The 22,850-nt window shown below is 62.5% G+C and carries 25 protein-coding genes; 10 read left to right on the top strand and 15 right to left on the bottom strand.

Annotated elements, in window-relative coordinates; all coding sequences use genetic code 11:
• Positions 1-159 precede the first annotated feature (159 nt).
• Positions 160-951, top strand: coding sequence for a cytochrome c family protein (locus tag JWR51_RS06970; RefSeq protein ID WP_299745510.1), 792 nt, complete (start codon positions 160-162; stop codon positions 949-951).
• A gap of 79 nt (positions 952-1,030) precedes the next feature.
• Positions 1,031-1,969 (top strand): glyoxylate/hydroxypyruvate reductase A, encoded by a 939-nt coding sequence (locus JWR51_RS06975; RefSeq protein ID WP_299745512.1) that lies wholly within the window; start codon positions 1,031-1,033, stop codon positions 1,967-1,969.
• On the opposite strand, the gene JWR51_RS06980 is transcribed toward JWR51_RS06975, so the two are convergent.
• The gene (locus JWR51_RS06980) at positions 1,963-2,886 is read right to left on the bottom strand and encodes a helix-turn-helix domain-containing GNAT family N-acetyltransferase (protein ID WP_299745515.1); all 924 of its coding nucleotides are present in this window, start codon (positions 2,884-2,886) and stop codon (positions 1,963-1,965) included. The genes JWR51_RS06975 and JWR51_RS06980 overlap by 7 nt on opposite strands.
• Positions 2,887-2,939: 53 nt before the next feature.
• Positions 2,940-4,289 carry a M17 family metallopeptidase gene (locus JWR51_RS06985; protein WP_299745518.1) on the bottom strand — a complete coding sequence of 450 codons (1,350 nt, stop codon included), beginning with the start codon at positions 4,287-4,289 and terminating at the stop codon, positions 2,940-2,942.
• A gap of 231 nt (positions 4,290-4,520) precedes the next feature.
• Between JWR51_RS06985 and JWR51_RS06990 the strand changes: the two genes are divergently transcribed.
• From JWR51_RS06990 to JWR51_RS07000, 3 genes are all read left to right on the top strand, one after another.
• Complete coding sequence (locus JWR51_RS06990; protein WP_299745521.1) at positions 4,521-5,201, top strand: tetratricopeptide repeat protein; 681 nt, start codon at positions 4,521-4,523, stop codon at positions 5,199-5,201.
• A gap of 104 nt (positions 5,202-5,305) precedes the next feature.
• Entirely contained in the window at positions 5,306-5,869 is a 564-nt protein-coding gene (locus tag JWR51_RS06995; RefSeq protein WP_299745523.1) for a TetR/AcrR family transcriptional regulator, read from the top strand.
• A gap of 87 nt (positions 5,870-5,956) precedes the next feature.
• Positions 5,957-6,775, top strand: a complete 819-nt coding sequence (locus tag JWR51_RS07000; RefSeq protein WP_299745526.1) for an SDR family NAD(P)-dependent oxidoreductase — start codon at positions 5,957-5,959, stop codon at positions 6,773-6,775.
• 103 nt (positions 6,776-6,878) lie between these two features.
• Here the strand turns inward: JWR51_RS07000 and JWR51_RS07005 are convergent, their stop codons facing one another.
• The 9 genes from JWR51_RS07005 to JWR51_RS07045 form a co-directional block, all read right to left on the bottom strand.
• A complete protein-coding gene (locus JWR51_RS07005) occupies positions 6,879-7,874 on the bottom strand; it encodes a type II secretion system F family protein (RefSeq protein WP_299745528.1) in 996 nt (331 codons plus the stop codon).
• Between the two features lie 22 nt (positions 7,875-7,896).
• Positions 7,897-8,871 carry a type II secretion system F family protein gene (locus tag JWR51_RS07010; protein ID WP_299745530.1) on the bottom strand — a complete coding sequence of 325 codons (975 nt, stop codon included), beginning with the start codon at positions 8,869-8,871 and terminating at the stop codon, positions 7,897-7,899.
• Between the two features lie 3 nt (positions 8,872-8,874).
• A complete protein-coding gene (locus JWR51_RS07015; RefSeq protein WP_299745532.1) occupies positions 8,875-10,359 on the bottom strand; it encodes a CpaF family protein in 1,485 nt (494 codons plus the stop codon).
• Positions 10,360-10,399: 40 nt separating this feature from the next.
• Positions 10,400-11,668, bottom strand: coding sequence for an AAA family ATPase (locus JWR51_RS07020; protein ID WP_299745534.1), 1,269 nt, complete (start codon positions 11,666-11,668; stop codon positions 10,400-10,402).
• A 64-nt stretch (positions 11,669-11,732) separates the two neighbouring features.
• Positions 11,733-13,151, bottom strand: coding sequence for a type II and III secretion system protein family protein (locus JWR51_RS07025; RefSeq protein ID WP_299745536.1), 1,419 nt, complete (start codon positions 13,149-13,151; stop codon positions 11,733-11,735).
• Positions 13,152-13,167: 16 nt separating this feature from the next.
• Entirely contained in the window at positions 13,168-14,103 is a 936-nt protein-coding gene (gene cpaB, locus JWR51_RS07030) for a Flp pilus assembly protein CpaB (RefSeq protein ID WP_299745539.1), read from the bottom strand.
• 209 nt (positions 14,104-14,312) lie between these two features.
• Positions 14,313-14,813 carry a prepilin peptidase gene (locus tag JWR51_RS07035; protein ID WP_299745542.1) on the bottom strand — a complete coding sequence of 167 codons (501 nt, stop codon included), beginning with the start codon at positions 14,811-14,813 and terminating at the stop codon, positions 14,313-14,315.
• A 153-nt stretch (positions 14,814-14,966) separates the two neighbouring features.
• Positions 14,967-15,140 carry a Flp family type IVb pilin gene (locus JWR51_RS07040; RefSeq protein ID WP_299745544.1) on the bottom strand — a complete coding sequence of 58 codons (174 nt, stop codon included), beginning with the start codon at positions 15,138-15,140 and terminating at the stop codon, positions 14,967-14,969.
• Between the two features lie 148 nt (positions 15,141-15,288).
• Complete coding sequence (locus JWR51_RS07045) at positions 15,289-15,474, bottom strand: Flp family type IVb pilin (protein WP_299745547.1); 186 nt, start codon at positions 15,472-15,474, stop codon at positions 15,289-15,291.
• A 388-nt stretch (positions 15,475-15,862) separates the two neighbouring features.
• Here JWR51_RS07045 and JWR51_RS07050 point away from each other — a divergent pair, with 388 nt between their 5' ends.
• From JWR51_RS07050 to JWR51_RS07070, 5 genes are all read left to right on the top strand, one after another.
• Positions 15,863-16,318, top strand: a complete 456-nt coding sequence (locus JWR51_RS07050) for a pilus assembly protein N-terminal domain-containing protein (RefSeq protein ID WP_299745549.1) — start codon at positions 15,863-15,865, stop codon at positions 16,316-16,318.
• Between the two features lie 133 nt (positions 16,319-16,451).
• On the top strand, positions 16,452-17,021 hold the full coding sequence (locus tag JWR51_RS07055) for a TadE/TadG family type IV pilus assembly protein (RefSeq protein ID WP_299745550.1): 570 nt from the start codon (positions 16,452-16,454) through the stop codon (positions 17,019-17,021).
• Entirely contained in the window at positions 17,018-17,596 is a 579-nt protein-coding gene (locus tag JWR51_RS07060) for a TadE/TadG family type IV pilus assembly protein (protein WP_299745552.1), read from the top strand. Before JWR51_RS07055 ends, JWR51_RS07060 begins: the two co-directional genes overlap by 4 nt.
• A gap of 131 nt (positions 17,597-17,727) precedes the next feature.
• Positions 17,728-18,345, top strand: coding sequence for an HAD family phosphatase (locus tag JWR51_RS07065; protein WP_299745553.1), 618 nt, complete (start codon positions 17,728-17,730; stop codon positions 18,343-18,345).
• Between the two features lie 35 nt (positions 18,346-18,380).
• On the top strand, positions 18,381-18,974 hold the full coding sequence (locus tag JWR51_RS07070) for a hypothetical protein (RefSeq protein WP_299745554.1): 594 nt from the start codon (positions 18,381-18,383) through the stop codon (positions 18,972-18,974).
• Here JWR51_RS07070 and upp read toward each other — a convergent pair whose 3' ends face one another.
• The 4 genes from upp to JWR51_RS07090 form a co-directional block, all read right to left on the bottom strand.
• Positions 18,975-19,619: a uracil phosphoribosyltransferase gene (gene upp / locus JWR51_RS07075; RefSeq protein ID WP_299745557.1), complete on the bottom strand. Its 645-nt coding sequence runs from the start codon at positions 19,617-19,619 to the stop codon at positions 18,975-18,977. It lies immediately after the preceding gene.
• Between the two features lie 19 nt (positions 19,620-19,638).
• Complete coding sequence (locus JWR51_RS07080) at positions 19,639-20,856, bottom strand: phosphopentomutase (RefSeq protein ID WP_299745559.1); 1,218 nt, start codon at positions 20,854-20,856, stop codon at positions 19,639-19,641.
• 10 nt (positions 20,857-20,866) lie between these two features.
• Complete coding sequence (gene deoA, locus JWR51_RS07085) at positions 20,867-22,189, bottom strand: thymidine phosphorylase (RefSeq protein ID WP_299745561.1); 1,323 nt, start codon at positions 22,187-22,189, stop codon at positions 20,867-20,869.
• 171 nt (positions 22,190-22,360) lie between these two features.
• On the bottom strand, positions 22,361-22,850 hold a 490-nt coding region (locus JWR51_RS07090; protein WP_299745564.1), incomplete at its 5' end, for an isocitrate/isopropylmalate family dehydrogenase.

A 22,850-nucleotide genomic window follows, 5' to 3' on the forward strand; every position in this document is an offset into this window, starting at 1 on the left:
GGAATTGTCGCAGGCAGGAAAGGGCTGTTGCGCGGGGCCAGCCTTGATACTATCTTCCGCGCGCGCTTAGCCCGTTGTTGAGGCGATTTCGCTTGCGGAATCGAAAGTTTAGCGGGATTGGCGCATCGTCCGCAGGGGATGGACTGGCAGAGAGACCAAATGGATTCGTTCGAATTTAACAAGATCATCGGCGCCGTCCTCGGCACCCTGTTGTTCGTGATGGGCGTCGGCTTCGTTGCCGAAGCCATTTATGCACCGCGTGAAGACGTTGGGCCGGGCTATGCCCTGCCCGAGCCTGAGCCGGTTGTTGCCGCCGAGGCTGGCGCGCCGGCCGTAGCCGCCGTGCCTCTGGCGACGCTGCTGGCCAGCGCCGACGCCACGCGCGGTCAGGCCGCCGTGCGCAAGTGCCAGTCGTGCCACAATTTCGGCGAGGGCGAGCCCAGCAAGCAGGGTCCGCATCTTTATGGCGTCGTCGGGCGCCCAGAAGGCAGCATCGCCGATTTCGCCTATTCGGACGGCATGAAGGCCCATAACGCCGCTGGCGAAATCTGGACCTATGAGAACATCAACACCTTCATCACCGCGCCTAAGGCCTATGTCGAAGGCACCAAGATGAACTTCTCCGGTGTGAAATCGCCGGAAGAACGCGCCGACATCCTGGCGTATCTGCAGACGCTGTCGCACGACCCAGTGCCGTTCCCGACCGCCGATGCCGCTCCGGCTGACGCGGCCGCCCCGGCTCCAGCTGACGCAACTGCACCGGCTGCTCCCGCGACAACCGAAGCCCCGGCGGCTACGCCTGCACCGGCAGCTACTGAAGCTCCGGCAGCGGCACCTGCCGCGACGCCCGCTCCGGCAGCGACCGAAGCCCCGGCTGCAACGCCAGCGCCTGCCGCCACACCGGCTCCAGCGACCACCGAGGCTCCGGCCGCAGCGCCAGCCGCGCCTTAAGGCCTGTCGAGACGGCATGATATTTTTACGAGCCGCGCCCCTGGGTGCGGCTCGATTTGTTTGAGCGGGGGAGAACACCATGCTGCTGCTGCATTTGAGCGATGTCGATGAGGCGGGCTGGGCCGAGAAATTTCGTGCGGCGCTGGCGCCCTACCCCGTGGTGCGACGCGACGACGCTTACGATCCCAAGGATGTGCGCTACATTTTCGTGTGGAAGCCGAAGGCCGACGCCTTTGATGGACTCGATAATCTCAAGGCGGTCCTGTCGCTCGGCGCTGGCGTCGATGCGCTGCTCAAGCATCCAAACCTACCCGACGCGCCGATCGTGCGGTTCGTGGATTACGATTTGACGCGGCGCATGAGCGACTATGTGGTGGCCAATGTCACCATGCATCAACGGCTCTACTCGCGGTTCCAAGCCGATCAGGCGGCACGGCGCTGGGGGCAATTCTATCCGCCAGCGGCACGTCAGACCGCGGTCGGTATCATGGGCATGGGCGTGCTGGGGCAAGATGCAGCACAATGCCTTCTGGCGCTGGGATTTGAAGTGCGGTGCTGGAGCCGTACTCAAAAGCCTGTGCAGGGCGTTGAGGCGTTTGCCGGCGCTGGCGAATTCGATGCCTTCTTGGGCGGCACCGATATTTTGGTCAACCTGCTGCCGCTAACGCCCGACACGGCGGGTATTTTGAACTCCGATACCTTCTCCAAGCTGCGGCGTGGCGGGCTCGACGGCGGGCCGGTGCTCGTCAATCCGGCGCGGGGTGGGCATCAGCGCGAGGCCGATATCGTCAAGGCGCTGGGCGACGGCACGCTGGGCGCAGCCAGCCTCGACGTGTTCGAAGTGGAACCGCTGCCGGCCGACAGCCCGCTCTGGGATATCGCCAATTGCTACATCACCCCCCATATCGCGGCGATCTCGAACGAAGAGGCCGGGGTGAGCTATTACGCCGCGATCATCAAGGCGCACGAGGCGGGCAAGCCACTCATCAATGTGGTGGATCGCAGCCGGGGCTATTGAAGGTTCAACGCCCAATATTGCCCGTTAAGGTCGGCCCCGAAGGAATGGTGTTTTTCCTCTTCGACCAGCTCAAACCCGGTCGCTTGATAGATGCGGCGCGCTGAGGCCAGGCAGTCCTGCGTCCACAGGATGACGCGGCGATAGCCGGCGGCGCGGCTGAAGCGCACCACTTCGGCCACCAGCGTCTTGCCGATCCCCAGCCCGCGAAAGGCCGGCTCGACATAGAGCATGCGCAATTGCGCCGTGCGGTCTTCATCGGGCGCCGGCAAGACGAAGATGGAGCCGGCCAGTTCCCCCGCATAGTCGGCGATCCACAACCCTTTGGTCGCGGGGTCGGGAGCCGCGTCGAACTCGGCGTAGATGCGCGTGATCAGCAGTTCGAATTCGTGGTTCCAGCCCTGTTCGAGGTGATAGAGCAGACCCTGGCGCGCGATCAACTGGCCGATTTCGCCAATGCACGGCGGGCGCAGGGTCAGCGTGCCGCCCGGCACCGGGCCGGCCAGGATGGCCTCGATCCGGCGCATGGCGGCGACCAGATCGAGGCGGCTCAGAGGATCGAGCGGGGTCAGCAGGTTTTCCGCGTCGGCGTCGCTGGCGGCGTTGAGGTCGCGATAGATCGTGTCGCCTTGCGGGGTCAGCGCCAGGTTGTTGGAGCGCTTGTCGGCGCCGGGAAGGCTCGCCAGCAGGCCCAGATCGCTGAGGCGCCAGACCAGCCGGCTCATCTGGCCGCGATCCATCGCGAGCGCCTCGCACAATTCGCTGGCCGTGGTGGCGTTGCGCTTGCCGATTTCATGGACCACGCGCGCTTCGCTCAGCGCATAAGGGCTGTTATGCATGCCCTCTTCGAGCAGCCCGATAATGCGCGTGTAGAACCGGTTGAACGCCCGCATCGTGGCGATGTCGTCGACCATGGTCATGCTCTGCCTCACGCTATTGTTGAGACAGTCAACTTTTTAGTTGTCAAAGTCAACTATGCTGGAAATCGCTGCTTGAGCACGTTGTAGACCGCGCGAATGCCCTGGTCGGTGCCACCGAGCGGACGGCCCGCCCGGGCTTCGGGCGCCCAGCCATAGATATCGAGATGCACCCAGGCCTTCGCATTAGCGACGAAGCGGCGGAGGAACAGGGCCGCGGTGATCGAGCCGGCAAAACCGCCCGCACCGGCATTGTTCACATCGGCGATCTTGGACGCCATCATGGAATCGTACGGCGACCAGAGCGGCAATTGCCAGAGCGGGTCATCGGCGGCCAGACCGGCGGTCATCAACTCCCGCGCCAGAGCGTCGTCGGTGGAATAGAGCGGCGGCAGGTCGGGGCCAAGCGCGACGCGGGCGGCGCCGGTGAGAGTGGCCATATCGAGCAGGATTTCCGGATTTTCCTCATCGGCCAGCGCCAGCGCATCGGCCAGGATCAACCGGCCCTCGGCATCGGTATTGCCGATTTCCACGGTCAGGCCTTTGCGCGATGTCAGAACGTCGCCCGGACGGAACGCGGCGCCGGCGATGGAATTTTCCACCACCGGAACGAGCACGCGCAGGCGCACCCGCAAGCCCGCATCGACAATAGCGCTGGCGAGGCCCAGCACATTGGCGGCCCCGCCCATGTCCTTTTTCATCAGCAGCATGCCGGCGGCGGTTTTGATATCGAGCCCGCCGGTATCGAAGGTGACGCCCTTGCCCACCAGCGTCACCTTGGGATCGCCGGACCGGCCCCAGCTCAAATCGAGCAGCCGCGGCGCTTCCGTGCTGGCGCGGCCGACGGCGTGGATCATGGGGAAATTGGCCGCCAACAGGTCATCGCCCACAATAGCAGTGACCGTCATATTGCGGGCGCTGGCAAAGGCGCGGATTTCGCGCTCGAAGGCAACAGGCCCCAAATCGTTGGGGGCGGTGTTGATGAGATCGCGCGCCAGATAGGCCGCCTTGGTCAGCCGTGCCACTTCGGCGGCGTCGGCCACTCCGAGATCGGCCAGCACTGGCGTGGCCTTGGCCTTGCGGTATTTGTCGAAGCGATAGGCGCCCAGGTTGAAGCCGAGCGCGGCCAGAGTGGGATCGTCAATGGCCCCCTCAAGACGATAATTGCCCTCGCCCAATTGCGCGGCCGCAAGGCCCGCGACCAACACCGGACGGTCGACCGCGCTCCCGGTGCCGAACAGATAGGCGGCGACCGCCCCCTGCCCGTCGGGCACCGCCAGCAAGCGCCCGCGCTGGCCGGAAAAGCCGTTGGCAGCGGCCCAGGCGGTGGCGACCGGATCGAGGCCCACCGCGGCCAGACCGGCATCATCAATGAAGATCACCGGGAGGGTTTGGGCCGTGGTCATGGGGGAAACTCCGCGCGATTTGACGTCTTTGTGTAGTCCGGCGGCGGGCGGCCAGCAACGGCCCAATGGCGCTTTTAACGGCGCGTTAGGGTTAATGTTTTATTGCTGGGGGGTCGGCGCGAGCTTGCCGAATGGAGTGCGTTCCCCGTGTTGCCTGCCCCCGGTTTTGCCAGATCCATACGCCTCATGCTGCTTGCCGGCACCGCCGCTGTGGCGATGGCGGGGTGCGCGATGAACAGCACGGTTTCACCCGATTATTCCGGCCAGCCGCGCGCGCAGGCGCAGCAGAGCCTGGCCGAACTCAGCGCCCGCTACAAATCCAACCCCAACGATCGCGATATCGCTATCAATTTCGCCGCGGCCTTGCGCGCCCAGGGCCAAAGCGGCCAGGCCGTCGCGGTGCTTGAAGTGAGCATGGCGCGCTATCCGAACGATGTCGAAATCAGCGTGGCCTATGCCAAGGCGCTGACCGCCGAGGGGCGGTTCGAGCAGGGACTGGCGGTGATGGATCGCTCGATCCGGCCCGACGCGCCCGACTGGAATGCGCTGTCGGTCAAGGGCGCCATCCTCGACCAGATGGGGCGCAGCGACGAAGCGCGTCAACTTTACAGCCAGGCCTTGGCCCTTGCCCCCGGCGAGGCATCGGTGGAGGCCAATTTCGGCCTCAGCTTCGCCATGACCAATGACCTAACCTCGGCCGAGCAACACCTGCGCCGCGCCGTGAGCATGCGCGGCGCGACGAGCCAAATCCGGCAGAACCTGGCTTTGGTGCTGGGCTTGCAAGGCCGGTTCGACGAGTGCCGGGCGATCTATGCGGCCGAACTGCCGCCCGACCAGGTCGAGGCCAACATGGCCTATGTGCGCTCGCTGCTGACCCAGCAGAACCGTTGGGACGCTATCCCCCAAGGCTAATGCCCGGCCAGTTCTTTACTGCCGACGGCTCCGCGCCAAATTTCTCACCGGCCATTCACTCGCAATTCTTGACAAGTCAGTCTAGAATTAATATATCACCGGCCATGGCCAGGCCGAGAGAGTTCGATCGCGAAGCAGCATTGGGGAACGCCATTTCGGCGTTCGCCGAGCATGGATATGAGGGCACCTCGACCGATCAGTTGCTCGACGCCATGAACATTAGTCGCCAGAGCCTCTACAATACCTTTGGCGACAAGCGGCAGCTCTATCTTGAAGCATTGCGAACCTATGCGGCCGAAAGCATGGCCGAGCAGATGCATTCGCTCAATGGCGGCACCCCGCTCAAGGGCATCGAGGCGATGCTGAATGCCTTCATCCTCCGGCCTTCCAAAAGCTGCCTTGGCGTCAGCGCGGTCTGCGAATTCGGGCATTCGGACCCCGAAGTGTCGATGCTGAACGATACCGCGGCCCGGGCCCTCCGAGCCGCACTTGAGCGACGGATATCGGAGGGGAAGGCGACTGGCGAGATCGATGGGAGCATCGATGAGACGGCGGCGGCCCATTTCCTTTTGGCGGCCCTGTCCGGGATCAAGGTCGCGGCCCGCGGCGGTGCATCGCTGGAAGCACTACGTGACATCATGCGGATGGCGCTCAGAAGTTTGACCTAGAACTTCATCGGCCGGCTACACGCGGTTAGCACGACTAATTTTAGACTAAATAGTCCATAATTTTTATCCCAACCAAGAGAATAGACGATGACCAAGACTATCTTCATCACCGGCACCAGCAGCGGTCTGGGCAAATTGACGGCGATGCATTTTGCGAAGGCGGGCTGGAATGTCGCGGCCAGCATGCGGACGCCGGAACAGGAAACCGAGCTGTCGGGCTATGACAACATCAAGCTGTTCAAGCTCGACGTTACCGATGTGGCGCAGGTAGAGGCAGCCACCGAGGCGGCAATTGCTGCGTTTGGCAAGATCGACGTCGTCGTCAACAATGCCGGTGCCGGCTCGTATGGCCCGCTGGAATTTGCCAAGGAAGAGACCATCGACTGGCAATTCGCCCTCAACGTGCGTGGCCCGATCAATGTCATCCGCAGCTTCCTGCCGCATTTCCGCGCCAACAAGGGCGGCATGTTCATCAATATCAGCTCGTTCATGGGGGTTACCACGGCCGTGCCCACCGGCTCGCTCTACAACATGTCCAAGTTCGCCCTCGAGGGTCTGACTGAGGGCCTTTACTATGAACTGAAGCCCCTCAATATCGAACTACGCCTGATCGAACAGGGCGGATCGAGAGGCAATAACTTCCTCGATAGCGTCGTGTTCAATACGCATCCCGAGATCACCGACTACAACGCAATGCTCGGCAAGGTGAATGCGATGTTCGCCTCGGCCAAAGAGGCGGCTTTGGATGATCCGCAGGACATTGTGGATGAAATCCACGCGCTGGCGACAGGCGAAAACCAGAAGTTCAGGACTCTGGTGGGCCAGGCGGGCAAGGACTTGATGGCACTGCGCAACAGCGTGCCGATCGAAGATTACCTGGCGAAAATCGCGTCCAATTTCGCATAAGCAGCCAAGCGGGACAGCGGGCGTACCGAACGACCGCTGTTCATTGCGCCTGGATTGAGCAGGTCTCGCCTAGCCGATCTGCAAGTGTTGCAGGTCAGCCCCTTTACATCGGGGCGCCCTGGACCGCGAACACCTTGATGATGGCGGGGGCGATGATGACGATGAACAGCACCGGCAGGAAGAACAAGATCAGCGGCACGGTCATCTTGGGCGGCAGGGAGGCGGCCTTCTTTTCGGCTTCCATCATCCGGGCTTCACGGCCTTCCTCGGCCATGACGCGCAACGCCTGGCCGACCGAGGTGCCATAACGATCGGCCTGAATCAGCGCGGACATTACCGCGCGCACACCGTCCAGCCCGGTGCGGCGCCCGAGGTTTTCATAGGCGCGGCTGCGATCTTCGAGGAATGAGAGTTCGGCATTGGTCAACGTCAGTTCTTCGGCCAGTTCGGCGCTCTGATTGCCGATTTCCTTGGCGACGCGCTTGATGGCGTGTTCCACCGACATGCCGGCTTCCACGCAGAGCAGCATCAGATCGAGGCAATCGGGCCAGGCGCGCTTGATCGACTTCTGCCGCTTGACCGTCGAATTCTTCAGCAGGATGACGGGTAGATAGGAGCCGAGCAGGCCCGCGCCGATGCCGTAGACGACATTGAGGTAGGCCGGACGTCCGCCGGGCGCCAGGAACAGGTAGCCCGTCACCAGCACGAAGATGATCAGCGGGGTGACGAAGCGCAGGAACAGGAACGTGGTCAGGTGCCCCTGCCCCCGATAGCCGGACATGGCCAGCTTGTCGACGGTGGCATGGTCCTGGAACGCCTTCTTCAGGTCGAAGCGCTCGACGATATTCTTCATATAGGTCTTGGTTTCGGCCGGGCGGCGCATGGTGCCACGGGCGTCGGGCGCGCCGCCGCCGCGAAGGCGGGCCATTTCTTCGGCGCGCAGCTTGTCGCGCTCCAGTGCCACGCGCTTGATGCGGGTGCGCATTTCGGTCTTGACCAGAAACGAGGTGCCGAAGGTGAACACCACGGCGCCCGCCGAGATGGCGGCCAGCACGGAGATAAGGAAGTCCCGCGAGGTCAGCTGATCGATAAAGTTCATGACGCGCTCACGCTTCTGCCGGCTAAAAGTCGAATTGAACCATCTTGGTCATCACGAAAATACCAAGGCACAGCATCAAGGCACCCACGCCGGCCCAGATCATGCCGAGCTGGGTGGTCCAGAGCGGCTGCAGATAAAGTGGCGAGGTCAGCGACACCAGGCTGCCGACGACAAACGGCAGCGAGCCGATGATATAGGCCGAGGCCTTGGCTTCCGATGACATGGCCTTGATCTTCATCTTCATTTTCTTGCGGTCGCGCAGCACGCGGGCCAGGTTCCCCAGAGCTTCGGACAGGTTGCCGCCGGCCTGCTGCTGCACGGTGATGACGACGACGAAGAAATTGACCTCGGGCAGCGGCACCCGGTCGAGCAGCACCGAAACGGCCTCGGTCATCGACATGCCGAAGGCCTGCTGGTCGAGGATGCGGGCGAATTCGGACTTCACCGGCTCCTTGGCGTCCTTGGCCACGGCGCGAACGCAATCATTGAGCGGCAGGCCGGTTTTGACGCCGCGCACAATGGCTTCGACGGCATTGGGCAATTCATCGAGGAACTGGCTCTGATACTTCTTGCGCTTGCGATTGACCCACATGCGCGGCAGCAGATAGCCCCCGGCCACCGCGAAGATAGCGGCGAAATGCAGTGGCACCTGCACGATGAACAACACCACAAGCAGTACCGCACCAAAGATGACGCTGTTGCGGATGAACTTGGCCGGCGTCAGCGATATGTTGGCCTGAAACAGCAGCGCCGGCAGCGGCACGCGTTTTTTGGCATTGAGCGCGTCGGTCTGCGACTTCAGCGCCTGCTGCACGCTCTTGCGACGGGTATCGCGGGTCTTGGCGGCGTCCATTTCGCGCCGGTTGACCTGGATATCGCCCTGGAACGCCTTGCGGCGCTTGTCGGCGCGGCTGCCGCCCAGCAGGTTGGGCACCAGCGCAAAGCCCGCGGCGCCGATGGCGATCATGGCCAGGAGTGCGAGGAGGAGAGGGCTCATGGCCTACGAATCCAGCAGTTCGCGGTGTTCGGTATTGGACTTCTCCAGCGCCTCAACCAGATTGGCTTCTTCGTTGAAATATTTGGCGCGCTCGGTGAATTGCGGCTTGGTAATGCCGGTCGAGCGATGACGGCCCATCAGCATGCCGGAACTGTCTTCGCCCATGATGTCGTAGAGGAACACGTCCTGGGTCACGATGACGTCGCCTTCCATGCCGAGCACTTCGGTGATGTGGGTGATGCGGCGCGAACCGTCGCGCAGGCGGGCGGCCTGGACCACGACGTCGATGGACGAGCAGATCATTTCGCGGATGGTGCGGCTGGGCAGCGCATAGCCGCCCATGGTGATCATGGATTCAAGGCGGCTCAGGGCTTCGCGCGGGCTGTTGGCATGCAACGTGCCCATGGAGCCGTCATGGCCGGTGTTCATGGCCTGGAGCAGATCGAAGCTCTCGGGCCCGCGCACTTCGCCGACGATGATGCGTTCCGGCCGCATACGCAGGCAGTTCTTGATCAGGTCGCGCATGGTGATTTCGCCTTCGCCCTCAAGGTTGGGCGGGCGAGTTTCGAGGCGCACCACGTGCGGCTGCTGCAATTGCAGTTCGGCGGAGTCTTCGCAGGTGATGACGCGTTCGTCTTTTTCGATGAAGGCGGTCATGCAGTTGAGCAGCGTGGTCTTGCCCGAACCGGTACCGCCCGAGATCAGCACATTGGCGCGCACCCGGCCCAGAATCCGCAGCACCTCGGCCCCTTCGGGCGAGATCGAGCCGTATTTGACCAGTTGCTGCAGCGTCAGCTTGTCCTTCTTGAACTTACGAATGGTGAGCGCGGCGCCATCAATCGCCAGCGGGGGCGCGATGACGTTGACGCGCGAGCCGTCGGGCAAGCGGGCGTCGCAAATGGGGGAGCTTTCATCGACGCGGCGGCCGACCTGGGACACGATGCGCTGGCACACGTTCATCAGGTGCGCGTCGTCGCGGAAGCGCACATTGGTGAGCTTCACCCGGCCGGCGACTTCGATATAGCACTTCTGCGACCCGTTCACCATGATGTCGGAGATGTCGTCGCGCGCCAGCAGCGGCTCCAGCGGGCCATAGCCGAGCACGTCGTTGCAGATATCCTCCAGCAGGTCTTCCTGCTCGGAGATCGACATGATGATAGATTTGAGCGCGATGATTTCGGCGACGATGTCGCGGATTTCCTCGCGCGCCGCGTCCTGGTCCATGGTGGCGAGCTGGCTCAGATCGATCGAGTCGATCAGCGCATTGAAGATCGCCGACTTGGTCTGGAAATAGTCCTTGTCGCGCTGTGCATCGACGGGCGAGCGGACGTCGACCACTTCGTCATTGTTGCGCAGGCGCGCGGCGGCGCTGTCGCTGTCACTGGCGCGGCGGACGGGTTCGGCGGCGCGCGTGGGACTGGCGATCGGACGTGCGACCTCCGCGACCCCGGGGGTATTGCCGCCAAATGATGTGCGCTTGCCAAACATGAGTTCTACCGTTTCAACGTGCCGGGGTCAGAAAGTCCGATCAGGCCCGTTTCTTGAGGAAGGACGGCATCTTGAGGGACGATCCCCTGCCGGCCGATTGTACCGCCTGGCGGCCTGTCACATGCAGGCCGACCGCGCGGTAAATGTCGTTGATCTTGTTGTTGGCCGAGACCTCGGCGATCATCTGGCCGTTATTGGCCGCGGTGCCGAACAAAGCCGCATCGAACGGAATGGTGCCGAGCAGGCGGCATTCGATCGAGGACGCGAATTCGCCGGGGCTGATTTCGGGACGGCGCGGCAGGCCGAACTTGTTGATGATCAGGTTGGGCGCGGTTTCGGCCGGGCGCAGTGCCTTGATGGTATCAGCCAGGTTCTTGGCATTGCGCAGGTTGGCCAGGTCCGGCTCGGCGACGATCACCACTTCGTCGATGGTGGCGAGCGTGTGCCGGATCCAGGAATTCCAGGCATGGGGAATGTCGAGCACGACGACCGGAATGGCGGTCTGGCTCAGCTCCACGATCTGCTCGAAATCGCGCTCCTCGAAATCGTAGGTGCGGTCGAGCGTGACCGGCGCGGTCAACAAGTTGATATGGTTGGCGGCCTTGCTCATCAGGCGATCGAGCATGGTCTGGTCGATCTTCTGGTTGACATTGAGGGCGTCGGCCAAGCCGTGCGGCGGGTCCTGGTTGAAATTGAGCCCGGCGGTGCCGAAGGCTAGGTCCATGTCGAGGATCAGCGCGTCCTGGCGCAGCGACTGCGAGATGGCCCAAGCCACATTGTGCGCGACGGTGGACGAGCCGGCGCCGCCCTTGGCCGACACGAAGCCGACCGTGCGCCCGATGGGAGCCGCGCCCTCGGAGGCGAACAGGTCGGTGATGGCGGTGACGATGGACTGGGCCGAAGCCGGCAGCACGATATATTCGGAGACGCCGCCACGGATCAGTTCGCGATACAGCATCACGTCATTGACGTGGCCGAGCAGGATCAGGCGGGTCGAGGCATCGCACACCTCGGCCAGCCGGCTCAACGCCGCCGGAATTTCGCCTGGTGGCAGAGTGGTTTCCACCATGATGAGGTTGGGCGTCGGGTTGGACTTGTAGGTTTCGATGGCGCCGTCGAGGCCGCCATTATGCGTGGTCAGCGCGACCTTGGACATGCGGCGGTCGTGGATGGCGCTTTCCACCAATTGGGCGGTCTGGGAATGCTCGCAAAAGGCCTGGATGGTGATGCGCGGGATCAGCCTTGCGCCGCCAGCAATTTCCGCCGCCGGCTCTTCGACGATTCTGGGCTCGGGGTTGAGAAAACTCATGACAACCTACTCTCCTTGATACCGGTTGCCCGGCCGCATTCGTCCATTGCCGTCCGTGCGTGGATCAATCGAGCACGAAGCCGACCGAGCCATTGAAGCCGCCGCGCATGCCGGGCTGGCCGCCAACGCCGTATTGGGTTTCCATCCGCCCGAGGAAGATCGCTTCGGCATCCGAGGCGGTGACGCTGCGATCGGTGGGCAGTTCGGGCGGCTGACGGGTTGCGCTCACCAGATAGGGGGTGACCATGATCACCAGTTCGGTCTGCGAGCTGATATATTCGCGCGAGCGGAACAATGCGCCCAGGATCGGGATATCGCCCAGGCCCGGCAATTGCTGTACGCGCTGGCGCACGTTTTCCTGCAGCAGGCCGCCGATTGACAGGGTCGAGCCCGGTGGCAGCTCGACCGAAGTCTTGGTGCTGCGATCGGTCAGGGCATTGTTGGCCTGCAGTTCCGAGACGCCGGTGTCCACGAGCAGGCCGATCTGGCCGTTGGACTTTACCGTCGGCGTAAAGTTTAGCGTGACGCCATAGTCCTTGTAGGTGACATTCTGGCCGCCATTGCCATCGGAGGTGTAAATCGGGAACTGGCCGCCGGCCTTGAATTCGGCAGGCTGGCCCGAGACCGCCGTCAGCGTCGGCTGCGCCAGGATGCGCAGGGCGCCTCGGTCTTCCAACGCCTGGATCGAAGCGTTGATATCGACACTGCCGAGCGGGAAGGCGCCAGCCACCGAATTGTTGGCCATGCTGCCGGGCGACGAGACGTCAGCCATGGCATTGTTGAAGCCGAAGCTCGAGCCACCGATGGTCATCGTGCCGGACAGGTTGATGCCGAGCTGCTTGGCAACATCGCGGCGGATTTCCGAGACAGTGACCTGCAGCATGACCTGCTGGCCGCCGCCGACGTCGAGCACGCTGGCGACGTTCTTGGGATCGCCGGCATACTGGACGGCAATCGCCATGGCGCGATCGAGGTCTTCGCTCGACTGCACCATGCCCGACAGCACAACACGGTTGGTATCGTCACCCAAGGTAACGGAATCGACCTGGATATGGGAGCCGGGGAGGATGCGCGCCAATGCGCCCTCCAGCGCTTCGCCGACCTGGGATGGCTCCTTGGCGACGCGCAGATCGAGGACCGCGATGGCCTGACCCTGCGCGTTGAGGAACAGGATATTGGTATTGCCGCCCAACACGCCCTGGATGATGGCGCGGCGCGAGGTGCGCATGATGGCGCCGGCCACCGAGGGCTGGGAGACGATGACTTCGGACACATCGGCCGGCAGGTCGAGGATCATCGACTTGTTGGTCTCGAGCGCTACGCTGCGGGTGCGGCCGAAATCGGCAATGGTCATCTGCGCCTGCTGCTGGGCATAGGCGCTGGAGGTGCCCAGCGCGGAGCCCGCGAGCAGGGCGCCGAGCAGCACGGCGGCAAGGCCGGCGCGGCGCAGGGTGGAGCGAGGATAGCTTGAAACGGTGAACATGATAATCTCCTCGCGCCTACTGGACCGTGACCTGGGGCTGGGCTGGCGACGGCAATATCACCCGCGGTTGCGCGGGTGGCGCATAGGTGGCGGGCGGCGCCACGGCGGCGGGCTGTCCGCCCTCCGGCTGGCGCGACACGCCGGACATGACGCTCTGTTCCTGCCCGAACCGGATTAGGCGAACCGAGGTGGTGGTGGCGTCACGCGAGGCGACCGCGGTGTCGCCGAAATCGGTGATCGAGCGCAGCGACAATGACAGCGTGCCGCGCGACACGGCGTTGACTAGGGTTTCGGCCTGGCCCGGGGTGAGTTCGAGCGTGGCGATGGAGTTGTCGACGAAAACCTGCGCCTGGGGCCCGGCTTCCGCATTGGCATCGGCCGCGCCGCCCGAGGCACCCACTTCGCCAAGGCGATTGCCGATCGCCAGTACGCGCACATTGGACAGCACGAGTTCGGACACTTGGCCCTGATCGGATGCGTGCGACAGCAGCACATCGACATGATCGTTGGGCACGATATAGCCGCCGGCGCTGGAGGAGGCATCGACCGGCACCGACACGCCGCGCATGCCCTTGCTCAGCACGGCCGATAGATAGCCTTGCTCGCTTCGGACCAGCTTCTGCTCACGGATCGGCTCGCCGGGGAAAAATTCAAAGCGCGCCACCGCGCCGGTCAGTATCGAGGGGGCATCGGGCATGGCGGTGATGGTCACATATTCGGGGCGGATCGCGCCTTCGGGCCAGTCCTGCCACGCCACGGTCGCCGCGGTGAGCCGCTCGCCCATGCCGATCTGGCCCTTGGCCACCAGGATCTGGGTCTTGGCTTCCTGCTGAATCACTTCGTTGGTGACGATCTGCGTCGTCGGCGTGCCGCCGCCGCGGGTCACCAGGAATGCTGCCAGCCCGCCGGCGACGATCGCCACGAGCAACAGGATAATACGCGCCGGTTTCATAACTCACTCCGGTTCTGTGGCGCACCGCGCCCAACCCACCGGGGGAACTCTCTACTTAAAGGGTCAAAGTTTGGTTAACCGGACCTTTGCAGTTGCGGTTACCGATCTGTAAATATTTGCGTTTTGCAAATAATAGACCGATTAACGGCCTTCTGGCCGATACTGACCAGCAGAACCAGATACAAGAAACAACTGCCCTGCAACAAATATTAAGCGATAAGTTGCTGAAAGATTACCGAGTTGGAATAGACCAACATGCCCGCTGCGGCCATCGCAATGCCATATGGGACACCCGATTTCGGATTGTGCAGGCGTTCAAGCCAGGTATAGCGCGCTAGGAACGGCGTCAGGGGAAGCCCGCGCAGGGCCAGGATCGACAGCGTCAGGACGCCGCCCAGCATGCCGGCATAAACCACGAACATCGGCGTGAGAGCGTAGCCCAGCCACAGCGTGGTCGCCGCCGCCAGCTTGGCGTCACCGCCACCGATCCAGCGCATGGCAAACAGGATGAAGCCGACGACCAGCACCAATAGCGCGCACATCACATGCAGCGCCAGTTGCTGCAGCGGCAGGTTGATGGCGATGGCCACCACGAAGAAGCCGGCGACCAGCAGCAGCACCAGCTTGTTGGAAATTTTCATCGTCAGCAGATCGGACGATGCCGCCAGCGCCATGCCGAAGGGAAAGAACAGCAATGCGATGGTCGACATAGTCGCTTCCTCGTGCCGCACCGACCATCGGCGCGAAAATCAGTTTGGCACAATCGCGTTAAGGAAGGGCAAAGCAAGAGCAGTGGTTTTTCACAAAGCAAAAGGGGAGCTTTCGCCCCCACCGGTTTTCTTGTTTTGGCTACCAGAGGCGGTCTAGACTGTTACGTTCAGCTTATCTGCGATAAAAGTGAAAATAGCCTGCAGGTTGCCACCAATTATGGTGGCGGCGCCGATAAGAGTAACAGAGATCAGGGCGGCAATCAGGCCGTATTCAATTGCAGTTGCACCAGACTCGTTCTGTGCAAACTGCTCAATAAGGTTGCTCAAGGTAGTTCCTCGCTCACATCAGACACGGACGCTATAGTTAGATATGGCAAAAGACCCAGGGCCAATAAGAGTTTGGGGGAGCAGGTAAGCTCCCCCAAAGCGAAGTGACCAATAGTGTGGTCGATCAACCTGACCGACCCACCATATCTTATGTCGCGGCGGTGGTGGCAGTCGCGAGCCTACCAGCAATAGCGTTGAACAGATTGCCGAGGTTGCCGCCCAGCAGGGTGGCAGCGGCAATCAGAGCCACGGAAATCAGGGCGGCGATCAGGCCGTATTCAATCGCGGTCGCGCCGGACTCGTCCTGTGCGAAACGTGCAAAAACATTCTTCATTGTGGCTCCTTGCTCACGTCATCCAGTGACGCCATGGTTCGACACGTCACACATCGAACTTGAGGCAACGTTATTCGCCACTTCTTGAAATTGCGTTAATCGCGGCGAACTCGCCCATCACCGGAATAGCAATTCCATATAACTTTCAAAGACTTAATATAATGCATCGCATTTTAGCGAAACCACTGTCCAATGCGCTATAGTACGGATAGGCCCAGTAATACTGCCAAAATTTTAGAAAATTGCTCATCTGGCTGTCATCGTCGCAATGCCCAAAGCATATACGAAGATATCCGCGCAACGACGACTTTGACGCTTTGTTTGCCAATTATTCACCATTCCCCGCGAAAATGGCGTGTCAAAGCGTATCCGTATCCGGAAGAGTTCCATGTCCAAGTTCACTGCCGCCTTCGTGCTGCTGCTGCCGCTGGCACTGGCGGCCAGCCCCGTTTCGGCATGGGCTGTGGACGACGCGCCGATCACGGTCAATGTGAACATGGCCCGGGTGCTGCGCATCAACTCACCGGCATCGACGGTGATCGTGGGCAATCCGGGCATTGCCGACGTCACCATCCAGGACCCGCAGACCCTGGTGCTGACCGGCAAGAGCTTCGGGCAGACCAACCTGATCGTGCTCGACGGCAATGGCAATCCGGTCGCCGATACGCTGATCGACGTGGTGCAATTGCAGGCCGGCACGGTGACGGTCTATCAGGGCGCCGCGCGCACCAGCCTAGCCTGCGCGCCGGTGTGCCAGCCCACCATCATGCTGGGCGACGAAACCAGCTTCACCAGCACCCAGGTGGATTCCGCGGCCATGATCAAGAGCACGGCAGCGCAGTAATCGCCTGAGCTACGCAGTTCGCCTTAACTCGCGGTTAACCGGGTTACGCAGTTTTAGGCACCGCCCCGGCCGTTCCTAACCTTGGATTAGCCATAGCGCCCTAGCGTTCAAACGTTAGAAACCGGCGCGTCCCATGACCCATTCGCTTGCATCGCTGATCGGCCGTTCGCTCGCGGCCCCATTGGCTCGCTTCTGGCGCGACGAGAGCGGCGTTACCGCGATCGAGTTCGGCATTCTGGCAACTCCCTTCTTCGCCATTATCGGGGCAATCCTGGAGACATCCGTGGTGTTCTTGGCCAGCTCGGTGCTGGACAGCGCCGTGCTCGATGCCAGCCGGCAGATTCGCACCGGCCAGTTGCAGGCGCAGAACTACACCGTGTCCCAGTTCGAGGATTTGATCTGCAGCCGGCTCTATGGGCTGTTCCAGGATTGCCACGCGCTGCAAGTGCGGGTCTCGACGGTCAGCAATTTCAGCTCGGCGACACTGGATTCGCCGCTGGCCACCACCTGCACGACGAGCTGCGCCTGGGTAATGCCCGAGGAGTTCAAGGCCGGACCGGGATCGAGCACGGTGATCGTGCAGGTCTATTACAAATGGCCCATCATCCTGCGCATGGGGGCATCCGCCGCCAACGACCAGCCCGACGGCACCCGCCTGCTTGGCGCGGTGCAGGTGTTCCGCAGCGAGCCGTTCTCGTCATGAGCCTGCTGCAGCGCCTGCGCAGTATGATCGGGCAGTTTCGCCACGATGCCGATGGCGTCGCGGCGGTAGAATTCGCGCTGGTCGTGCCGGTCATGCTGCTGCTCTATGTCGGCAGCGTCGAGGCGAGCTCGGTGATTTCGGTGGATCGGCGGGTACAAACCGTAGCCGCCTCCATGGGCGATCTGGTGTCGCGCTCCAACGTCAAAATCGCCGGCTGCGATATCAAGGACTTCTTCCAAGCCTCGGCCGGCATCATGGCGCCCTATTCCAGCACGCCGCTGCAACAGGTGGTCAGCTCGATTTTCGTCGACGCCGTCGGCAAGACCGAAGTCAAATGGTCCAAGAGTACGGGCGGCGCCACTGCGCTCACGGTAGGCGCGGAGTATCCCCTGCCCAGCGCGATGAAAAATATCTCGCTGAACGCCTTTGTGATCGTCGCCACGGCGTCATATTCCTATATGCCGATTACCGGCATCGTCTACAATCAACCGATCCAACTGCGGCGCGAGAACTTCTACCTGCCCCGCTTCGGCGGCAGCATTGTCGTCGACCCCGACAACACCACCGGCTGCTAGCCGACGATCCCCGTTCCGCCGCGAAAATCACCGCTCCGTGCGCGGCGGCGATTGCGTCCGTTCGCCGCTTGCACGCCCGCATGGCCCATGCCACAAGCCCAGTAGTTTCCCCTCTCGCGATGGTCAAGAAAATGGACGATACGCTTATTCCCGTGTTCGATCTGGGCGGCGTCTTCGTCGACTGGAATCCGATGTATCTGTTCCGCAAGCTCTTCGAAACCGAGGAGGATGCGCAATGGTTCAAGGACAATATCTGCACGCTGGATTGGAATTTGGAATTCGACGCCGGCGAGATCTATTCCGAAGGCGTCGCCAAGCTGATCACGCGCTTTCCAAAATACTGGCGCGAAATCCAGGCCTTCGACCTGCGGTGGAAAGAGACCTTAGGCGAGTTCATCCAGGGCACGATCGACATCCACGACGAATTGATCGCCGAGGAAATCCCCACCTTCGCCATCACCAATTTCTCTTGGGAGAAGTGGGTGAGCTGCCTGCCCGAATGGCCGTTCCTGGAAAAATTCGATGGCGTGATCGTCTCCGGCCTCGAAGGCCTGGTGAAGCCCGATCCGCGTCTCTACCGCGTGTTCTGCGAGCGCTACGGCATCGCGGCGGAAAACTGCGTCTTCATCGACGACAGCGAGCCCAATATCGTTTCGGCCCGCAAGTTCGGCATGAAGGGCATCCACTTCACCGATCCCAAGAGCCTGCGCAAGGAACTGATCGCTCTGGGGCTGCCCCTCAAGGGGTGATAGGGTCGGCGCATTGCCGATTTGGAGATGGGCCGATGACTTTGCTTTCCACCCTGCGCGCCGCAACTTTGGGGCTCATGCTCGTTTCGAGCTTGGGCCAAGCCGCACTTGCGCAGGACACAATCGTGGAAGCGCTCGGTGTTCCCGGCCCCATCGAATTCATGGATGACAGCTACGCTCTCTCCTGGGCCTCCCACCCGACGCCCGATTACTTCAAGCAGGAATACCTGCCTGAAGGCCAGCAGTCCGAGAGCTATGCCGCCATGTTCATGGTGGATGCGCTGACCAGCGAGGCGACCCCGCAAGGCGCCGCCAATACGCAGATCGCCGCGCTGGACCAACGCAAGCCCACCGACCCGATGGTCAACTACAACCAGATCAGCAATCCGGACACCGGCGAGGTCATCCTCGACTTCCTGTTGAGCGACGACAGCGGCCCTACCCCCATCCTCGAATGGAATGCGTATCGCTATACAGCGCTCGGTGACGGCATTGCGCTCTACGCCATCAGTCGCCGCGCCTATGGGGACGACGTCGAGGCATTCATCGGCCAGTTGAGCCAGATGCGGCAGGGCAATATCAGCGCGCTGGCCGAGTTCGACCTACCCCCCGTCACGCCGGCCGAATAGTCATTTCGTCCCGTACATCCGATCGCCGGCGTCGCCGAGGCCGGGGATGATATAGCCCTTCTCATTGAGATGGCTGTCGATCGCGGCGGTGAAGATCGGCACGTCGGGCTGGCTTTCGGTGAAGTTCTTGATGCCCTCCGGCGCCGCCAAGAGGCAAAGGAAGCGGATGTCGTTGGCACCACGTTCCTTGAGCTTTTCAATCGCCGCGGTCGCCGAATTGCCGGTCGCCAGCATCGGATCGACGACGATGATCAGCCGGTTCGCCAGGTCGGCCGGCGCCTTGAAGTAATATTCCACCGGCTCCAGCGTTTCATGGTCGCGATAGAGCCCGATATGGGCGACACGCGCCGCCGGCACCAGGTCGAGCATGCCATCGAGCAGCCCATTGCCGGCGCGCAGGATCGAGGCGAAAACCAGCTTCTTGCCCTTGATCGCGGGGCTATCCATCAGCGCCATCGGCGTCTCGATCGGGATCATTTCCAGCTCCAGATCGCGCGTCACCTCGTAGCACATCAGGTGGGCGATCTCGCGCAGCAGCCGGCGGAAGCCTGCGATCGAGGTCTCCTTGTTGCGCATGATGGTCAGCTTGTGCTGGATCAGCGGGTGATCGATGACGGTCACGTTGGGGCGGCTGACATCATTCATCGGTTGATCCAATCAAGAGTTAGAGAAAGCTGCGGCCATGGCGGCCGGGCGCCAGGCCCAGCCAGTGCGCAATGCTTTCGCCAATATCTGCGAAGGTGGAGCGAATGCCAATCTCGCCTTGCGGAAGGGCTGGGGAAAACACCAGGATGGGGATCTGTTCGCGGGTGTGATCGGTCCCCTTCCAGGTCGGATCGTTGCCGTGGTCGGCGCTCAGGATCAATAGGTCGTCGTGCTTGAGCTTGGCGATCAGCTCGGGCAGCCGCGCGTCGAACAACTCAAGCGCCGCCGCATAGCCGGGCACATCGCGACGATGGCCATATTCGCTGTCGAAATCGACGAAATTGGTCATGACGAAGGCCCCGTCGGCCGCCATTTCCAATGCCTCCAGCGTCTTATCGAACAATTGCGGCAGGCCGGTGCCCTTGAGTTTATGGGTCACGCCGTGACCCGCATAAATGTCGGAAATCTTGCCGATGGCGAACACTTGCCGTCCAGCCGCCTTGTTGCGGTCGAGCAAGGTTGGCTCGGGCGGCGAAATGGCAAAATCGCGCCGGTTACCGGTGCGCTTGAATGTTGCGGCATTCTCGCCGACGAACGGGCGCGCGATGACCCGGCCGATCATCAGCGGTGCGGTGAGCTCGAACGCGATCTGGCATATTTCGTACAGCCGCTCGAGCCCGAAATGGGTCTCATGCGCGGCGATCTGGAACACGCTATCGATCGACGTGTAGACGATCGGCTTGCCGGTGCGGATGCTCTCCTCGCCCAGCTCGGCGATGATAGTGGTGCCCGAGGCGTGCTTGTCGCCCAGAATGCCCGGCAGCTTGGCGCGGGTGATAAATTCCGCGATCAGTTCAGGCGGAAAAGTCGGCTCCGTCTGGGGGAAATAGCCCCAATCGAACGGCACCGGTACGCCAGCGATCTCCCAATGCCCCGACGGCGTATCCTTGCCACGCGACACTTCGCGACCAACGCCGAAGCGCCCGCCCTTGGGCGTGGCCGACAGGTTTGGTGGCAAGATGCCGGTCGACAGCTTGATTGCTGCGCCCAGCCCCATGGCGTCCATATTGGGCACATTGAGCGGTCCAGCGCGCAGGCCGGCGCGGTCGGCTTTGCCGGCAGCCGCGAACTCGGCGATATGACCGACGGTGTTGGAGCCAACATCGCCATAGGCGTCCGCGTCTGGCGCGCCACCAATGCCGACGCTATCGAGAATGAGGAGGATGGCGCGGGGCATAGACTTATCCTCAGTTCGTCGGAGCAATACGGTCGGCAATCAGCGGATTGGCCGGTGCGTGTTCACCCAGCCGATAGGCGGATTTGAGGCGACTTTCGGCATCAGCGGCCGAAGCCTCGTCGCGAGCATGAATGCGCGCGATCGGCATGGAGGCATCGACCAGCGCACCCAGCCCCAGCAGGCGATCAAACCCCACCCGGTGATCGATGGCATCGGTTGGCGTCGCGCGCCCACCCCCGAGCGCAACCACCGCCATGCCAACACCGCGCGTATCGATCTCGGCGATCACCCCCTGCTCATTCGCGAACACATCGCGGACGATCGGCGCGGGCGCCAGATGGGCATCCATGTTCTCGACGAAATCGGCCGGCCCACCCAGCGCCGTCAGCATGCGGGCGAAGCGCTCGGTGGCCCGACCGCTATTGAGCGCGTCCTCCACCATGCCGCGGCCCTGCTCCGGCGTCTTTGCCACGCCGGTCATTTCCGCCACCACCGCGCACAGCGCCAACGTCACCTCCTTGAGCCGCGCATCCTGATGCCGCCCGGTGAGGAAATCGACGGCATTGCGCACTTCCAGCCCATTGCCGGCCGCTGTCGCCAGCGGCTCGTTCATGTCGGTGATCAGGGCCCCGGTCTTGAGGCCAGCGCCGTTCGCCACCTCGACCAAGCTCTGGGCCAGATCGCGCGACTTCTCCAGCGTCGGCATGAACGCCCCCGAGCCGGTCTTGACGTCGAGCACCAGCGCACCCAGCCCGGCCGCTAGCTTCTTGGACAAAATCGAGGCGGTGATCAACGCGATGGATTCCACCGTGCCGGTGACGTCCCGGATCGAATAGAGCGTCTTGTCGGCCGGGGCCAGATCGGCAGTCTGGCCGATAATGGCGCAGCCGGCCGATTTCACCACGCTACGAAACAGCGCGTTATCGGGGCTGGTCGTATAGCCCGGAATGGCGTCGAACTTGTCGAGCGTACCGCCGGTATGGCCCAGGCCACGCCCCGAAATCATCGGCACATAAATGCCGATCGCCGCCAGGATCGGCGCCAGCATCAGGCTGACATTGTCGCCCACCCCGCCGGTGGAATGCTTGTCGGCGACCGGGCCATCGAGATCGGACCAGTCGAGCACGGCGCCGGAATCCCGCATCGCCAGCGTCAGCGCCACCCGTTCGGGCATGGTCATGTCGCGAAAATACACCGCCATGGCGAAGGCGGCGGCTTGGGCATGGGAGACGGAGCCGGTGGCGAAGCCGGCAATGAAGGCGGCGATTTCGTCTGGCGTGAGAACTTGGCCGTCACGTTTGCGGGCGATGACTTCTTGGGGGAGGAAGACCATGAACGGACTTTCTGCGGACTGCGTTTGTTGCTCCACCCCCTCCCAGCCTCCCCCATCAAGGGGGAGGTGTCTGCCGGTGGATGACTCGATCCAGTTCAACGAGTGGAGAGAAACCTCCCCCTCTATGGGGGAGGTAGGAGGGGTGTTCTCGGCTAACGCCGATCCAGCAGCTTAGGCCTTCAGCTTGCTCAAAATCGCCGCGCCCATCTCTTCGGTGCCGACCCGCTTGCGGTTGTCCTGCGCAATGTCCCCGGTGCGCAATCCGTCATCCAGCACGGCGGCAATCGCGCCTTCCACCTTGTCGGCCAGCTCGATCATGTTGAACGAATAGCGCAGCGCCATCGCGAACGAAGCGATCATGGCGATGGGGTTGGCGATGCCCTGGCCGGCAATGTCCGGAGCCGAGCCGTGCACGGGTTCATAAAACGCCTTGCGCTTGCCGGTGACCGGATCGGGCGCACCGAGCGAGGCAGAGGGCAGCATGCCCAGCGAGCCGGTCAGCATGGCGGCGACGTCGCTCAGGATATCGCCGAACAGGTTGTCGGTGACCATGACGTCGAACTGCTTGGGGTTCCGCACCAGCTGCATCGCGGCATTATCGGCCAGGATGTGGTGCAGTTCGACATCGGGGTAATCCTTGCCGATGCCCTTGACCACTTCG

It is taken from the genome of Devosia sp., assembly GCF_028290625.1.
In the GTDB taxonomy this organism is placed as follows: domain Bacteria; phylum Pseudomonadota; class Alphaproteobacteria; order Rhizobiales; family Devosiaceae; genus Devosia.

Bases quoted from the DNA above. Each gene is read 5' to 3' on its own strand.
- JWR51_RS06970 (WP_299745510.1), top strand. From the start codon at position 160: ATGGATTCGTTCGAATTTAACAAGATCATCGGCGCCGTCCTCGGCACC.
- JWR51_RS06975 (WP_299745512.1), top strand. From the start codon at position 1,031: ATGCTGCTGCTGCATTTGAGCGATGTCGATGAGGCGGGCTGGGCCGAG.
- JWR51_RS06980 (WP_299745515.1), bottom strand. From the start codon at position 2,886: ATGACCATGGTCGACGACATCGCCACGATGCGGGCGTTCAACCGGTTC.
- JWR51_RS06985 (WP_299745518.1), bottom strand. From the start codon at position 4,289: ATGACCACGGCCCAAACCCTCCCGGTGATCTTCATTGATGATGCCGGT.
- JWR51_RS06990 (WP_299745521.1), top strand. From the start codon at position 4,521: ATGAACAGCACGGTTTCACCCGATTATTCCGGCCAGCCGCGCGCGCAG.
- JWR51_RS06995 (WP_299745523.1), top strand. From the start codon at position 5,306: ATGGCCAGGCCGAGAGAGTTCGATCGCGAAGCAGCATTGGGGAACGCC.
- JWR51_RS07000 (WP_299745526.1), top strand. From the start codon at position 5,957: ATGACCAAGACTATCTTCATCACCGGCACCAGCAGCGGTCTGGGCAAA.
- JWR51_RS07005 (WP_299745528.1), bottom strand. From the start codon at position 7,874: ATGAACTTTATCGATCAGCTGACCTCGCGGGACTTCCTTATCTCCGTG.
- JWR51_RS07010 (WP_299745530.1), bottom strand. From the start codon at position 8,871: ATGAGCCCTCTCCTCCTCGCACTCCTGGCCATGATCGCCATCGGCGCC.
- JWR51_RS07015 (WP_299745532.1), bottom strand. From the start codon at position 10,359: ATGTTTGGCAAGCGCACATCATTTGGCGGCAATACCCCCGGGGTCGCG.
- JWR51_RS07020 (WP_299745534.1), bottom strand. From the start codon at position 11,668: ATGAGTTTTCTCAACCCCGAGCCCAGAATCGTCGAAGAGCCGGCGGCG.
- JWR51_RS07025 (WP_299745536.1), bottom strand. From the start codon at position 13,151: ATGTTCACCGTTTCAAGCTATCCTCGCTCCACCCTGCGCCGCGCCGGC.
- cpaB (WP_299745539.1), bottom strand. From the start codon at position 14,103: ATGAAACCGGCGCGTATTATCCTGTTGCTCGTGGCGATCGTCGCCGGC.
- JWR51_RS07035 (WP_299745542.1), bottom strand. From the start codon at position 14,813: ATGTCGACCATCGCATTGCTGTTCTTTCCCTTCGGCATGGCGCTGGCG.
- JWR51_RS07045 (WP_299745547.1), bottom strand. From the start codon at position 15,474: ATGAAGAATGTTTTTGCACGTTTCGCACAGGACGAGTCCGGCGCGACC.
- JWR51_RS07050 (WP_299745549.1), top strand. From the start codon at position 15,863: ATGTCCAAGTTCACTGCCGCCTTCGTGCTGCTGCTGCCGCTGGCACTG.
- JWR51_RS07055 (WP_299745550.1), top strand. From the start codon at position 16,452: ATGACCCATTCGCTTGCATCGCTGATCGGCCGTTCGCTCGCGGCCCCA.
- JWR51_RS07060 (WP_299745552.1), top strand. From the start codon at position 17,018: ATGAGCCTGCTGCAGCGCCTGCGCAGTATGATCGGGCAGTTTCGCCAC.
- JWR51_RS07065 (WP_299745553.1), top strand. From the start codon at position 17,728: ATGGACGATACGCTTATTCCCGTGTTCGATCTGGGCGGCGTCTTCGTC.
- JWR51_RS07070 (WP_299745554.1), top strand. From the start codon at position 18,381: ATGACTTTGCTTTCCACCCTGCGCGCCGCAACTTTGGGGCTCATGCTC.
- upp (WP_299745557.1), bottom strand. From the start codon at position 19,619: ATGAATGATGTCAGCCGCCCCAACGTGACCGTCATCGATCACCCGCTG.
- JWR51_RS07080 (WP_299745559.1), bottom strand. From the start codon at position 20,856: ATGCCCCGCGCCATCCTCCTCATTCTCGATAGCGTCGGCATTGGTGGC.
- deoA (WP_299745561.1), bottom strand. From the start codon at position 22,189: ATGGTCTTCCTCCCCCAAGAAGTCATCGCCCGCAAACGTGACGGCCAA.